Source organism: Pseudomonas sp. C1C7 (genome assembly GCF_013359595.1).
GTDB lineage: Bacteria > Pseudomonadota > Gammaproteobacteria > Pseudomonadales > Pseudomonadaceae > Aquipseudomonas.
Genome location: NZ_JABFMP010000001.1, coordinates 88050 through 102745 on the forward strand (window position 1 = coordinate 88050; position 14696 = coordinate 102745).

At 60.4% G+C, this 14696-nt stretch carries 12 protein-coding genes; 3 read left to right on the top strand and 9 right to left on the bottom strand.

Annotation, left to right across the window (positions count from 1 at the left end; genetic code table 11):
- Positions 1–65 precede the first annotated feature (65 nt).
- The 8 genes from rseP to rpsB all read right to left on the bottom strand — a co-directional run bounded on the left by rseP (position 66) and on the right by rpsB (position 7532).
- The gene (gene rseP, locus HNO86_RS00445) at positions 66–1418 is read right to left on the bottom strand and encodes a sigma E protease regulator RseP (RefSeq protein ID WP_175375063.1); all 1353 of its coding nucleotides are present in this window, start codon (positions 1416–1418) and stop codon (positions 66–68) included.
- A gap of 53 nt (positions 1419–1471) precedes the next feature.
- Positions 1472–2662 carry a 1-deoxy-D-xylulose-5-phosphate reductoisomerase gene (ispC, locus tag HNO86_RS00450; protein ID WP_175375064.1) on the bottom strand — a complete coding sequence of 397 codons (1191 nt, stop codon included), beginning with the start codon at positions 2660–2662 and terminating at the stop codon, positions 1472–1474.
- A complete protein-coding gene (locus HNO86_RS00455) occupies positions 2659–3465 on the bottom strand; it encodes a phosphatidate cytidylyltransferase (protein ID WP_175375065.1) in 807 nt (268 codons plus the stop codon). Before HNO86_RS00455 ends, ispC begins: the two co-directional genes overlap by 4 nt.
- Positions 3465–4220 (bottom strand): polyprenyl diphosphate synthase, encoded by a 756-nt coding sequence (gene uppS / locus HNO86_RS00460; RefSeq protein ID WP_175375066.1) that lies wholly within the window; start codon positions 4218–4220, stop codon positions 3465–3467. The genes HNO86_RS00455 and uppS overlap by 1 nt, the downstream gene beginning before the upstream one ends.
- Positions 4221–4233: 13 nt before the next feature.
- Positions 4234–4791, bottom strand: a complete 558-nt coding sequence (gene frr, locus HNO86_RS00465) for a ribosome recycling factor (RefSeq protein WP_175375067.1) — start codon at positions 4789–4791, stop codon at positions 4234–4236.
- Positions 4788–5531: a UMP kinase gene (gene pyrH / locus HNO86_RS00470; RefSeq protein WP_175375068.1), complete on the bottom strand. Its 744-nt coding sequence runs from the start codon at positions 5529–5531 to the stop codon at positions 4788–4790. Before pyrH ends, frr begins: the two co-directional genes overlap by 4 nt.
- A 211-nt stretch (positions 5532–5742) precedes the next feature.
- On the bottom strand, positions 5743–6606 hold the full coding sequence (gene tsf, locus HNO86_RS00475; protein WP_175375069.1) for a translation elongation factor Ts: 864 nt from the start codon (positions 6604–6606) through the stop codon (positions 5743–5745).
- Positions 6607–6794: 188 nt separating this feature from the next.
- Positions 6795–7532 (bottom strand): 30S ribosomal protein S2, encoded by a 738-nt coding sequence (rpsB, locus tag HNO86_RS00480; protein WP_175375070.1) that lies wholly within the window; start codon positions 7530–7532, stop codon positions 6795–6797.
- 194 nt (positions 7533–7726) lie between these two features.
- Here rpsB and map point away from each other — a divergent pair, with 194 nt between their 5' ends.
- The 3 genes from map to dapC all read left to right on the top strand — a co-directional run bounded on the left by map (position 7727) and on the right by dapC (position 12699).
- A complete protein-coding gene (gene map, locus HNO86_RS00485) occupies positions 7727–8689 on the top strand; it encodes a type I methionyl aminopeptidase (protein WP_256672523.1) in 963 nt (320 codons plus the stop codon).
- A 39-nt stretch (positions 8690–8728) separates the two neighbouring features.
- Complete coding sequence (locus tag HNO86_RS00490; RefSeq protein ID WP_175375071.1) at positions 8729–11431, top strand: [protein-PII] uridylyltransferase; 2703 nt, start codon at positions 8729–8731, stop codon at positions 11429–11431.
- A gap of 68 nt (positions 11432–11499) precedes the next feature.
- Positions 11500–12699, top strand: coding sequence for a succinyldiaminopimelate transaminase (dapC, locus tag HNO86_RS00495; protein ID WP_175375072.1), 1200 nt, complete (start codon positions 11500–11502; stop codon positions 12697–12699).
- A gap of 122 nt (positions 12700–12821) precedes the next feature.
- Here the strand turns inward: dapC and HNO86_RS00500 are convergent, their stop codons facing one another.
- The gene (locus tag HNO86_RS00500; RefSeq protein WP_175375073.1) at positions 12822–14453 is read right to left on the bottom strand and encodes a Na+/H+ antiporter; all 1632 of its coding nucleotides are present in this window, start codon (positions 14451–14453) and stop codon (positions 12822–12824) included.
- Positions 14454–14696 lie beyond the last annotated feature (243 nt).

The window sequence follows — 14696 nt, forward strand, 5'->3', positions numbered from 1 at the left end:
TTTCTTATTCCAACTGGCAATAAACAAACTGCCGCAAAATGCGGCAGATTCGCAATTCAGCGACGTTACAGACGGCCTAGATCATTGACCAGAGCGAGCAGCATCACTCCGACCACCAAACTGATACCGATCTGTATCCCCCAACCTTGCACCCGATCCGACAAGGGACGACCACGCGCCCACTCAATCAGATAAAACAACAAATGCCCCCCATCCAGCACAGGAATGGGCAGCAAATTCAGAACCCCCAGGCTAATACTCAGATAAGCAAGGAAATTCAGGAAATCAGCGACACCCGACTGGGCCGAAGCGCCCGCCACTTTAGCAATGGTTATCGGTCCACTCAAGTTTTTTACCGAGAGCTCGCCGAACAACATTTTCTTCAGTGAGTCGAGGGTCAGCAGGCTCATGGTCCAGGTACGTCGAGCCCCTTCGCCAATCGCGGCCAAGGGACCGTAACTGACCTCGCGAACCATTTCCGGCGGCCAATCCACCGCTTTCACGCCTGCCCCCAGGTAACCGCTCGGTGCTTTTTTCTCGCCGCGCGAAGCGAGCGTCACAGGGACGTCGATTTGAGCAGCGTCGCGCTCGATACGCAGCAGAATTTTTGTATCAGGGCGCATACGGACGGTATCGACCACCTGCTGCCAGTCATCCAGGGCCTTGCCATCAAGGGCCAGCAGACGATCGCCCATCTTCAACCCGGCAGCGGCCGCGGGACCTTTGGGATCAAGCTCGGCCAGCACCGGAGGCAATGCCGGACGCCATGGGCGAACGCCCAGCGAATGAATCGGATCGGGTTCTTCGGCACCCTTCAGCCATTTATCCAGCATCAGCTCACGAGGCACGTCCACCGTGGAGCCCTGCTCGCGGACCATCAACTGGAGGGTACCGCTTTCACCCAGTCGACGGACCAGTTGCAGATTCACTGCAGCCCAACCGGTGGTGGGTTCGCCGTCGATGGAAATGATTTCCTGACCGGCACTCAATCCCGCCTTGGCGGCGATACTGCCGGACTCTACGGCGCCGATGACAGGACGTACCTGCTGGCTGCCGAGCATGGCCAGCACCCAGAAAAAAACCAGGGCCAGCAGGAAGTTGGCAATCGGTCCGGCCGCCACGATGGCGATGCGCTGACGGACCGATTTGCGATTGAAGGATTGTTCGACCTGATCGGCTGGAACTTCGCCCTCACGCTCGTCGAGCATCTTCACGTAGCCACCCAGCGGAATGGCGGCCACCACGAACTCGGTGCCCTGCTTGTCGTGCCAGCGCAACAGCGGCATGCCGAAGCCCACGGAGAAACGCAGCACCTTGACCCCACAGCGACGCGCGACCCAGAAATGGCCGAACTCGTGGAAGGTAACCAGCACACCCAGTGCAACCAAGGTGCCGACAATCATATAGAGTGCGCTCATTTACTTTCTCCGCATTCCAGTCAGGTGCCGCATGGACCAACGCATTGCAGCACTTACCGCCCGTGACGACTCAACCATTGCCCGGCCAGTTCACGCGCCTTGGCATCGGCGGTGAACACCGCATCGAGATCGTCTACAGCTACTACAGGCTCAAGATTCAGTACTTCTTCGATGATACTCGCGATTTCCGGGTAACGAACCCGTCCGTCGAGAAACGCCGCCACGGCGACCTCATTTGCCGCATTGAGCATGGCCGGCGCACTATTGCCAGCCTCGGCTGCTTGCCGGGCGAGGCGCAGGCAAGGGAAACGCTCTTCATCCGGCGCCTCGAAATCCAGGCGAGCGATGGCAAACAGATCCAGCGGCGGCACGCCCGAATCGATTCGCTCAGGCCACGCCAGGGCATTGGCGATCGGCGTACGCATGTCCGGGTTGCCCAACTGGGCCAATACCGAGCCATCGATATAGTCGACCAGGGAATGAATCACGCTTTGCGGATGAATCACCACTTCAACCTGGGACGGCTTGGCATCAAACAGCCAGCAAGCCTCGATCAACTCCAGGCCTTTATTCATCATGCTGGCCGAATCGACCGAAATCTTGCGCCCCATGGACCAGTTGGGGTGGGCACAGGCCTGTTCAGGCGAGACATGCGCCAGCTCCGCCAGTGGCGTTTGCCGGAACGGACCACCGGAGGCCGTCAGCAGAATCCGGCGCACGCCGACCGCACCCAGACCACGGGCGAAATCCTGTGGCATGCACTGGAAAATCGCGTTGTGCTCGCTGTCGATCGGCAACAATACCGAGCCGCTCTTGCGCACGGCCTGCATGAACAAGGCGCCGGACATGACCAGCGCCTCTTTATTCGCCAGGAGGATTTTCTTGCCCGCCTCGACGGCCGCCAGCGTCGGACGCAAGCCCGCCGCGCCAACGATGGCCGCCATGACTGCATCGACTTCAGGGTCGGCAGCCACCTGGCACAACCCCTCTTCACCCACCAACACGCGGGTCGGCAAGCCGGCCGCACGCAGATCGTCCTGCAAACCACGAGCGGCGGCGACTTCAGGCACCACAGCGAACCGCGGAACGTGCCGTACGCACAGCGCCAGCAATTCACTCAAGCGGGAAAAACCGCTCAGCGCAAAGACTTGATAACGATCAGGATGACGCGCGATGACATCGAGGGTGCTCAGACCGATCGAGCCGGTCGCTCCCAGAACGGTAATCTGCTGAGGACGGCTCACGGTGCGGCCATCCACAGGAGTACGGCAAACACTGGAATGGCTGCGGTCAGGCTGTCGATACGGTCCAGAACACCGCCGTGACCGGGCAGCAGATTGCTGCTGTCCTTGATCCCGGACTGACGCTTGAACATGCTTTCGGTCAGATCGCCGACCACCGAGACGAACACGATCAGCGCAGCGCCGATCAGGCCCTTGAACAGTTCGGCAACCGTCCAGTCACGGAAAAAGCCGACGAGCACGGTGATCACCAGACTCAGGGCCAGCCCACCGTAGACACCTTCCCAGCTCTTGCCAGGGCTGACCTGCGGTGCGAGCTTGCGCTTGCCGAAGGCCCGACCGGAAAAATAGGCACCGATGTCGGCGCCCCAGACCAGCACCATCACCGCCATGATCAGCCAGTTGCCCAACGGCTGCTGCTTGATCTGCACCAGGCCTTGCCAGGCCGGCAACAGGATCAGCAAACCGATGACCAGCTTGCAGGCCGCACTGGACCAGTGTTCGCTGGAGCGTGGATAAGTCAGCACCAGGTACGTCGCCACGGCCCACCAGAGTACGGAGGCACCGAGCACCCACGGCGCGAGCCCGGGCATGATGTACATGATGAACAGCAACAACGCGACCACCGCGGCAAAACCGACGCGGAACGATTGTGCGGTGAACCCCGCCAGACGTGCCCATTCCCAGGCACCCAGGGTCACGACCAGCCCGATGAACATGGCGAAGCCGGAACCCTCGAGCAGGAAAAACCCGCCCAGGGCAATCGGCAACAGGATCAGCGCGGTGATGATTCGTTGTTTAAGCATTAAACCCGGGCTCCAGCCTCGACCTGCTCGCTCGTTTTACCGAAGCGACGCTGGCGGGATGCGAAATCGGCCAGTGCGTTACGCATGGCGTCGTGTTTGAAGTCCGGCCAGAACAGGTCGGAGAAGTACAACTCGGCGTAAGCCAGTTGCCACAGCAGGAAGTTACTGATGCGGTGCTCGCCACCGGTGCGGATGCACAGGTCCGGCAACGGCAGATCACCGGTTGCCAGGCAGGTCTGCAGCAGGTCCGGAGTGATGTCTTCCGGACGCAGATGCCCGGCCTGGACTTCACGGGCCAGCCGCTGGGCGGCCTGCGCGATATCCCACTGACCGCCGTAGTTGGCGGCGATCTGCAGGACGAAACGATTGGCGCCGGCAGTCATGGCCTCGGCTTCACGCATGGCTGCCTGAAGCTCGGGATGAAAGCGCGAACGATCGCCAATGATGCGCAAGCTGATGTTGTTCTCGTTCAGCCGCTTGGCCTCACGACGCAATGCCTTGAAGAACAGATCCATCAAGGCACTGACCTCATCGGCCGGGCGCTGCCAGTTCTCACTGGAGAACGCGAACAGGGTCAGAACCTCGACCCCGGACTCGGCACACACCTCGATGACCGCACGAACAGCGTCGACACCCGCTTTATGCCCGGCTACACCCGGCATAAAGCGTTTTTTCGCCCAGCGATTATTGCCATCCATGATGATCGCGACATGGCGCGGCACCGCGGACGGCGCAATCTGCTTGCTCTTGTCCATTAACACGTGACCCTTATACGGCCATCAGGTCTTTTTCTTTCACGGCCAGATCGGCGTCGATTTGCGCCACGACTTTCTTGGTCAAATCATCGATTTCGCCAGTCGCGCGACGCTCTTCGTCTTCGCTGATTTCCTTTTCCTTGGTCAGATCCTTGATCTGGCTGATCGCGTCGCGACGGATGTTGCGCACGGCAACACGGGCGTCTTCGGCCACGTCACGAGCCTGCTTGGTGAAGCCCTTGCGGGTTTCTTCGGTCAGGGCCGGCATGGTGATCAGCAGCAACTCGCCCAGGTTGGTCGGGTTGAGGTTCAGGCCGGCACTGCCGATGGCCTTGTCGACGGCGCCCAGCATGTTGCGCTCGAAGGCAACGACTTGCAGGGTACGGGCGTCCTTGACGGTGATGTTCGCCACTTGCTTGATCGGGGTGTCAGAGCCGTAGTACGGCACCATCACGCCTTCCAGAATGCTTGGATGCGCCTGGCCGGTACGGATACGGCCGAAGTTGTGCGCCAGCGACTCCACCGACTTCTGCATGCGCTCTTTAGCGTCTTTCTTGATTTCGTTGATCATTGTTGAACTTCCTCGATCAGGGTGCCTTCAGCGCCGCCATGCACGATGTTCAGCAGGGCGCCGGGTTTGTTCATGTTAAATACGCGCAGCGGCATGTTGTGGTCGCGGCACAGGCAAATGGCCGTCAGATCCATCACACCCAGCTTGCGATCCAGTACTTCATCGTAGGTCAGATGATCGAACTTCTCGGCATGCGGGTCTTTGAACGGGTCGGCAGTGTAGACGCCATCGACCTTGGTTGCCTTGAGCACGACATCGGCGTCGATTTCGATCGCACGCAGGCAGGCGGCCGAATCGGTGGTGAAGAACGGGTTGCCGGTACCTGCCGCGAAAATCACGACTTCCTTGGAGTTCAGGTGACGCATGGCCTTGCGGCGATCATAGTGATCGGTCACGCCAACCATGGAAATGGCCGACATCACGATCGCGGAGATATTGGCACGTTCCAGCGCATCACGCATGGCCAGGCCGTTCATCACAGTGGCCAGCATGCCCATGTGGTCGCCGGTGACACGGTCCATGCCGGCCGCGCTCAGCGCCGCACCGCGAAACAGGTTGCCACCACCGATCACCAGACCTACCTGAACGCCGATGCCAACCAGCTGGCCGACTTCCAGCGCCATGCGATCCAGAACCTTCGGATCGATCCCGAACTCTTCCGAGCCCATCAGGGCCTCGCCGCTAAGTTTGAGTAGAATGCGTTTATAGCGAGCCTGATAACCACTGCCCTGCTGAGCCATTGCGAATCTCTCCTGCGGCGTATATTAAAAATTCTTTGCGAGCTGTTTTCAGCCAGCGTTCACTCTAGCGTGGCGCTGCTTCAGCGCCATCGGAACATGGCTTTGTAAGCCAGTTCCAAACGGAAACCAAATAAAAAATTGGTGCCCCATCTGAAAAGAGGCTGCGCGCGTGAGCGGGCAGCCTCTTCAGGGCGACAGTTAAAAAACCGTCTTATTGCTTGGCAGCAGCCAGTTGAGCGGCAACTTCTTCAGCGAAGTTGTCAACTGGCTTCTCGATGCCTTCGCCAACCTTGAAGTAGGTGAAGGAAACGATTTCAGCGCCGGCTTTCTTGGCCAGAGCACCAACGGTCAGCTCCGGGTTCATGACGAAAGCTTGTTCAACCAGGCTGGCTTCGGCCAGGAACTTGGTGATACGGCCAGCGATCATCTTCTCGACGATTTCAGCAGGCTTGCCTTTCATCTTGTCTTCGTTCAGTTGCAGGAAGACGCCCTTCTCGCGCTCGATGGCTTCTGGCGAAACCTGCGATGGCAGCAGGAATTCAGGGTTGCTTGCAGCCACGTGCATGGCGATTTCTTTGGCCAGTTGGACGTCGCCGCCCTTCAGGACAACAGCAACACCGATCTTGTTACCGTGCAGGTAGGTACCCACCACGTCACCTTCAACACGAACCAGGCGACGGATGTTGACGTTTTCGCCAACTTTGGCAACCAGGGCTTCACGAGCCGATTCCTGAGCGGCGATCAGCGGAGCTGCGTCGGTCAGTTTTTCAGCGAAAGCCTTTTCAACGCTGGCGTTGACGAAGTTTTTGAAGTCGTCTTGCAGAGCCAGGAAGTCGGTCTGCGAGTTCACTTCCAGCAGCACGGCTGCCTTGTCGTCGGCCTTGATGGCGATTGCGCCTTCAGCGGCAACGTTGCCGGCCTTTTTAGCTGCCTTGATGGCGCCCGAAGCACGCATGTCATCAATGGCTTTTTCGATGTCGCCGCCGGCCTTTTCCAGGGCCTTTTTGCAATCCATCATGCCTTCGCCGGTACGCTCGCGCAGTTCTTTGACCAGCGCCGCAGTAATTGCTGCCATTTCAAATTCCTCTTGGATAGGTTTTCAACCATTCCACCCGATCGAACGGGCGTTCAATTCTTCCCGAAAGACCTTGTTAGCTGCCGCACGTTACAAATAAGGCAGTGGGCGCCGACAAACGGTTTTCAAGGTGGCAAAAAGGGGGCCAAGCCCCCTTTTTGCTTACCGAGTCAACGCCAGGGCGTCAATTACTCAGCTGCAGCTGCCGGAGCTTCTTCAACGAAAACTTCGGTGCCGCCAGCAACGTTGTTGCGACCACGGATAACAGCGTCAGCCATCGACCCCATGTACAGCTCGATTGCGCGGATGGCGTCATCGTTACCTGGGATGATGTAGTCAACGCCTTCCGGGCTGCTGTTGGTATCGACAACGCCGATGACCGGGATGCCCAGCTTGTTGGCTTCGGTGATCGCGATGCGCTCGTGATCAACGTCGATCACGAACAGAGCGTCTGGCAGACCGCCCATGTCCTTGATACCGCCCAGGGAGCGGTCCAGCTTTTCCAGGTCACGGGAGCGCATCAGCGCTTCTTTCTTGGTCAGCTTGGCGAAGGTACCGTCTTCGGCTTGTACTTCAAGGTCACGCAGACGCTTGATGGAAGCACGGATGGTTTTGAAGTTGGTCAGCATGCCGCCCAACCAGCGGTGATCGACGTACGGCGAGCCGCAACGTGCTGCTTGTTCAGCAACGATCTTGCCAGCGGAACGCTTGGTGCCGACGAACAGAATCTTGTTTTTGCCCTGGGCCAGACGCTCTACGAAAGTCAGAGCTTCGTTGAACATTGGCAGGGTTTTTTCAAGGTTGATGATGTGGATCTTGTTACGCGCGCCGAAAATGTACTTGCCCATTTTCGGGTTCCAGTAACGGGTCTGGTGACCGAAGTGCACACCGGCCTTCAGCATATCGCGCATGTTGACTTGGGACATGATAGTTCCTTAATAAGTCGGGTTTGGCCTCCACGTATCCCAATGACCAACCAGTCAGCATCAGCTGAAGGCACCCAGGTCATCGTGTCGACACGTGTGTGGATTTAAGCCTTGCGGGGGTATCCCCGGAAAGCGGCGCATTTTATATCACAGGGCCGAAAAAAACGGAACCCGGATTATGAAATCCGGCGGGCATGGCCCTTCAGCCCTTGGAATCGGCCCCGAATGCACCATTCTATAGAGAGAAGCGATGTACAGAGGCGCTGTTTTGCGCTGATCGTCTGTTAGAATCGCGTTTTTCAGGGCTGCGAAGTTCGATCGCGCAATGCCCGTCCAGTTCGAGAAGCGCCGTCGAGCGCAGAGAGAGAGCCTGTATGACCGTCACCCTCAAAACCCCCGAGGACATCGCCAAAATGCGCGTTGCCGGCAAACTCGCCGCCGACGTGCTGGAAATGATTGCCGAACATGTCAAACCGGGTGTGACCACCGATCAGCTGAACCAGATCTGCCACGACTATATCGTCAACGAGCAGAAAGCCATCCCTGCCCCGCTCAACTACAAGGGCTACCCGAAGTCGATCTGCACGTCGATCAACCACGTGGTCTGCCACGGCATCCCGAACGACAAACCGTTGAAGGATGGCGACACCCTGAACATCGACGTCACCGTCATCAAGGACGGCTACCACGGCGACACCAGCCGCATGTTCCACGTCGGCACCGTGCCGGTCTGGGCCGAACGCCTGTCGCAAGTCACCCAGGAATGCATGTACAAGGCCATCGAGCTGGTCAAGCCTGGCTGCCGCCTGGGCGATATCGGTGAAGTGATCCAGAAGCACGCCGAAAAGAACGGTTTCTCGGTGGTGCGCGAGTTCTGCGGCCACGGTATCGGCAAGGTGTTCCACGAAGAGCCGCAAGTCCTGCACTACGGCCGCGCCGGCACCGGCATGGAACTGAAGGCTGGCATGACCTTCACCATCGAGCCGATGATCAACCAGGGCCGCGCCGATACCAAGGTACTGGGCGATGGCTGGACCGCGATCACCAAGGACCGCAAGCTGTCGGCCCAGTGGGAACACACCCTGCTGGTCACCGAAACCGGTTACGAGATCTTCACCCTGCGCAGCGACGACACCATTCCCCGCGTTTCTGCCTGACCCGGACCCACAGCCTTTAATAGACAGGAAAGCCAATCGATGCCGCAGGTGGACCCCGAACTTTTCGACCGCGGCCAGTTCCAGGCTGAGCTGGCCCTGAAGGCAAGCCCGATTTCGGCTTTCAAGAAGGCGATCCGTCAGGCACGGGAAGTGCTCGACACGCGCTTTCGCAACGGCCGCGACATTCGCCGGTTGATCGAGGATCGCGCCTGGTTCGTCGACAACATCCTGCAAAAGGCCTGGGACCAGTTCAACTGGAGCCAAGACGCCGACATCGCGCTGGTCGCGGTCGGCGGCTACGGCCGTGGCGAGCTGCACCCCTACTCCGACATTGATCTGCTGATCCTGCTGGACAGCGCCGACCACGAAGTTTTCCGCGATTCCATCGAGCGTTTTCTGACGCTGTTGTGGGACATCGGCCTGGAAGTCGGTCAGAGCGTTCGCTCCGTCGATGAATGCGCCATCGAGGCCCGCGCCGACCTGACGGTGATCACCAACCTGATGGAAAGCCGCACCATCGCCGGCCCCGAACACCTTCGCCAGCGCATGCTGGATGTCACCAGCACGGCGCACATGTGGCCGAGCAAGGAGTTCTTCCTCGCCAAGCACGCCGAACAGAAGGCCCGCCATCACAAGTACTTCGACACCGAGTACAACCTGGAACCCAACGTCAAGGGCTCGCCCGGCGGTCTGCGGGATATCCAGACGATTCTCTGGGTCGCCCGTCGCGAGTACGGCACCCTGAACCTGCGGGCACTGGCCGGCGAAGGTTTCCTGGTAGAGAGCGAAAACGCCCTGCTGGCTTCATCCCAGGAATTCCTGTGGAAAGTACGCTACGCCCTGCACATGCTGGCCGGGCGCTGTGAAGATCGCCTGTTGTTCGATCACCAGCGCACCATCGCCAAGCTGCTGGGGTTCGAAGGCGACGACGCCAAACAGGCCGTCGAAAACTTCATGCAGCAGTACTACCGGGTGGTCATGAGCATCGCCCAGCTCAGCGACCTGATCATCCAGCACTTCGAGGAAGTCATCCTCGCCCCGGAAGACGAGTCGCCGCCACAGCCGATCAACTCGCGATTCCAGCTGCACGACGGCTATATCGAGGCGCGCAGCGACAACGTGTTCCGCCGCACGCCGTTTGCCATGCTGGAAATCTTCGTGCTGATGGCCCAGCAGCCGGAAATCAAAGGCGTACGCGCCGACACCATTCGCCTGCTGCGGGAAAATCGTCACCTGATCGACGACGATTTCCGCAATGACATTCGCAACACCAGCCTGTTCATCGAACTGTTCAAGTGCAAGATCGGCATCCATCGCAACCTGCGCCGGATGAACCGTTACGGCATTCTCGGCCGTTACCTGCCGGAGTTCGGTTTCATCGTCGGGCAGATGCAGCACGACCTGTTCCACATCTATACCGTCGATGCGCACACCCTGAACCTGATCAAGCACCTGCGTAAGCTGCAGTACACCCAGGTGTCGGAAAAATTCCCGCTGGCCAGCAAGCTCATGGGCAAGTTGCCCAAGCCGGAATTGATCTATCTGGCCGGCCTGTACCACGACATCGGCAAGGGCCGGCATGGCGATCACTCGGAAATCGGTGCGGTGGATGCCGAGGCGTTCTGCCAGCGCCATCAGCTTCCCGTCTGGGACAGCCGTCTGATCGTCTGGCTGGTGCAGAACCATCTGGTGATGTCGACCACCGCCCAGCGCAAGGACTTGTCCGACCCGCAGGTGATTCACGATTTCGCCCAGATCGTCGGCGACGAAACGCACCTCGATTACCTCTATGTGCTGACCGTCTCCGACATCAACGCGACCAACCCGACGCTGTGGAACTCCTGGCGCGCCAGCCTGCTGCGCCAGCTCTACACCGAGACCAAGCGCGCACTGCGTCGCGGCCTGGAAAACCCCGTGGATCGCGAAGAACAAATCCGCCAGACCCAGAGCGCGGCCCTGGATATCCTGGCGCGCGGCGGTACCGATCCGGACGATGTCGAGCAACTGTGGGCGCAATTGGGTGATGACTATTTCCTGCGTCACACCGCTGGCGATGTCGCCTGGCACACCGACGCGATCCTGCAGCAGCCAGCCGACGGCGGACCGCTGGTGCTGATCAAGGAAACCACGCAACGGGAGTTCGAGGGCGGCACGCAGATCTTCATCTATGCCCCGGACCAGCACGACTTCTTTGCCGTGACCGTGGCTGCGATGGACCAGCTGAACCTGAACATTCACGACGCCCGAGTCATCACCTCCAGCAGCCAGTTCACCCTCGACACCTACATCGTACTCGATACCGACGGCGACTCGATCGGCGATAACCCGGCACGGGTCAAGCAGATCCGCGACGGCCTGACCGAAGCCCTGCGCAACCCGGACGACTACCCGACCATCATTCAGCGTCGGGTGCCGCGCCAGCTCAAGCATTTCGCCTTCGCCCCGCAGGTGACGATCCACAACGACGCGCAGCGCCCGGTGACCATCCTGGAACTGACCGCCCCCGACCGCCCGGGCCTGCTGGCACGGGTCGGGACAATCTTCCTGGAGTTCGACCTGTCACTGCAGAACGCCAAGATCGCCACCTTGGGCGAACGCGTGGAAGACGTGTTCTTCATCACCGACGCCAACAACCAGCCGTTGTCCGACCCGCAGCTGTGCAGCCGCCTGCAGGATGCGATCGTCGAGCAACTGAGCGTCAATATGGAACCGGATATCAAACTGTCGCGCATCAGCATCTGACTTAAAATTTCTCCCTGTGGGAACAGCCCCCTCGCCACAAAGACTGTCCCGCTTTAAATGAGGCCCCCATGAACAACGCTTTGTCCCAGCTGCAGCCCTACCCGTTCGAGAAACTCCGCGCCCTGCTCGGCAGCGTCACGCCCAATCCGGACAAGCGTCCGATCGCGCTGTCCATCGGCGAGCCGAAACACCGCTCGCCGACGTTCGTTGCCGAAGCCCTGGCCAGCAATCTGGAAAAGATGGCGGTGTACCCGACCACCCTCGGCATCCCGGAACTGCGCGAGTCGATCACTGCCTGGTGCGAACGTCGTTTCAACGTCCCGACCGGCTGGATCGACCCGGCGCGCAACGTGCTGCCGGTCAACGGCACCCGCGAAGCGCTGTTCGCGTTCACCCAGACCGTGGTCAACCGTGGTGACGATGCGCTGATCGTCAGCCCGAACCCGTTCTATCAGATCTACGAAGGTGCAGCGTTCCTCGCCGGCGCCCAGCCGCACTACCTGCCGTGCCTGGACGCGAACGGCTTCAACCCGGATTTCGACGCGGTTTCGCCGGACATCTGGAAGCGTTGCCAGATCCTCTTCCTGTGCTCGCCGGGCAACCCGACCGGTGCACTGATCCCGGTCGAAACCCTGAAAAAGCTGATCGCCCTGGCCGACGAACATGACTTCGTGATCGCTGCGGACGAGTGCTACAGCGAGCTGTATTTCGACGAACAAACCCCGCCGCCGGGCCTGCTCAGCGCCTGCGCGGAACTGGGTCGCAAGGACTTCAAGCGCTGCGTGGTGTTCCACAGCCTGTCCAAACGCTCCAACCTGCCGGGCCTGCGTTCGGGCTTTGTCGCCGGTGATGCGGAGGTGCTCAAGGGCTTCCTGCTCTATCGCACCTACCACGGCTGCGCGATGCCGGTTCAGACGCAACTGGCCAGCGTTGCCGCCTGGAACGACGAAGTGCACGTGCGCGCCAACCGTGCGCTGTATCGCGAGAAGTTCGACGCGGTGCTGGAAATCCTCAGCCCGGTGCTGGACGTGCAGCGCCCGGACGGCAGCTTCTACCTGTGGCCGAACGTGGCCGGTGACGACGCAGCCTTCTGCCGCGACCTGTTCGAACAGGAGCACGTGACCGTGGTGCCGGGTTCCTACCTGTCCCGGGATGTCGATGGCGTGAACCCGGGCGCCGGGCGTGTGCGCATGGCGCTGGTTGCGCCGTTGGCCGAATGCGTGGAAGCGGCAGAGCGGATCCGCGATTTCATCCAGCGCCGTAAATAACCCCGCTTCCCCTGCAGGAGCGAGCACGCTCGCGATGGTCGCCAACGACAACGCTGGCGGCCTGACACCCCGCGGTGTTCTGTCGTTCATCGCGAGCGTGCTCGCACCTACAGGGGGACGTGTTATTTGACCTGCCCCAGCTTCGCCTCGCTCAAATCCAGCTCCCCCAGCACCTCTCGCAACACATCATCACCAATCTGGTGATGCCGACTAAGGCTGTACAACTCCAGACGCTGCGCCCGTAGCGCCTTCAACCGCAATCGCCGTTCCAGCAGATCCATCTGAAACGCCAGGGCCTGGGCTTCGGCGGAGTCGTTGAACACCTCAAGCTGATGCCGGTACTCGGACATGATCTGCGCCTTGAGTTCGGCCGCCAGCGCCGCCTGGGCGGCATCCTGCGGATTGACCTCTTCGGTTTCCAGAGCGTGAATCGCTGCCTCCGCCGTCTTGCGCCAGGCCTCTCGCACTTCGTTGCGGCGCTTGTCGTCGGGGCTTGCCTCGATACCGCGCAGCAGCAACGGCAAGACGATGCACGCCGCGATCAACGACAGCAGGATCACCCCCGCGGCGATGAAGATCAGCAGGTCGCGCTCGGGAAAGGCACTGGCGCCCATCAGCATCGGCACTGACATCACACCCGCCAAAGTCACCGCGCCGCGCACACCGCCGACAGTCAGCAGCCAGCAGGAACGCGCGTTCGGCACCTGGGTGATGTCCTCTTTTCCACGACAGCGCCGCACAAAGATGGACAGGCGCCAGGTGCTCTGTACCCAGACAAACCGCAACACCAGCAGCACCAGGAAGATCGCCAGCACGTCGAAACCGCGATACAGCAGTGTCGGCCATAGCGAATCTTCGTGGCTGGCCACCGCTTTAATGATGTCGGGAAGTTGCAAACCGAGGAGGAGAAAGATCAGTCCGTTGAAAGCGAATTCGAGCAACGACCAGACGCTTCGATTGAGCAGACGGGTATTGGTCTGGCGCGGCAGCAGATCGAGCCAACTCTGCATCATCCCCGCCGCCACCGCCGACAGAATGCCCGATGCCCCCACGCGCTCGGCCAGCACATACGCGGCAAACGGCAGCAGTAACATGAACACCACGTGGGTGGCCGGATCATCCCAGCCCCTGGCGATCATCCAGGAACGCAAACGCCCGACCAGCCAGCTCAGAGCCACACCGATGGCCAGCCCGCCGACGGCCACCAGCACGAAGGTCATGCTGGCGTTGGCCAGGGAGAACACGCCGGTCACCGCCGCCACCAGCGCGAACTTGAAGGTCACCAGGCCCGAGGCATCGTTCATCAGCGCCTCGCCCTGCAACATGTGCATCAGGGGCGTGGGCAGACGGTTCTGGGCGATCGCCGACACCGCCACGGCGTCGGTCGGGGACAACACGGCCGCCAGGGCGAAGGCCACCGGCAGCGCAATGCTCGGCAACAGCCAGTGAATGAAGTAGCCGGCGCCGACCACGGTAAACAGCACCAGGCCCACAGCCAGCGTCAAGATCGGCCCGCGCAGGCGCCAGAACTCGCGCTTGGGCATGCGCCAGCCATCGGAAAACAGCAGCGGTGGCAAAAACAGGAAAAGGAACAGCTCGGGATCCAGCGCCACGTGCAGCCCCAGCGTCGGCCAGGCGAGCAAGGCGCCCGCAGCGATCTGCACCAAGGGCAACGGCAGCGGCACCACCCGTCCGATCAGGCGCGAAACGCCCACCAGCATCAAAAGGATCAGGACGGTGTAAGCGGTTTGCATAACGCGGGGTTCCCCGGGTGATCGACAGCGTTGAAGTGCCATATTAGACGCATAGACTGCGCATGGCCCTTGCACCTATGTCGCACACGGCAACCCTGTAACACTGCAAGCCCGCTCCCACAGGTAAAACGGAGGCAATTCGACCTGGAGCGCCGCGAAACCGTCCGGTCATGGCATAATCCGTCACCTTTTTTCTCCAGCACCTGTAAAGGGGGCGATTCCTTGACCGTTGCAAGCAAAACG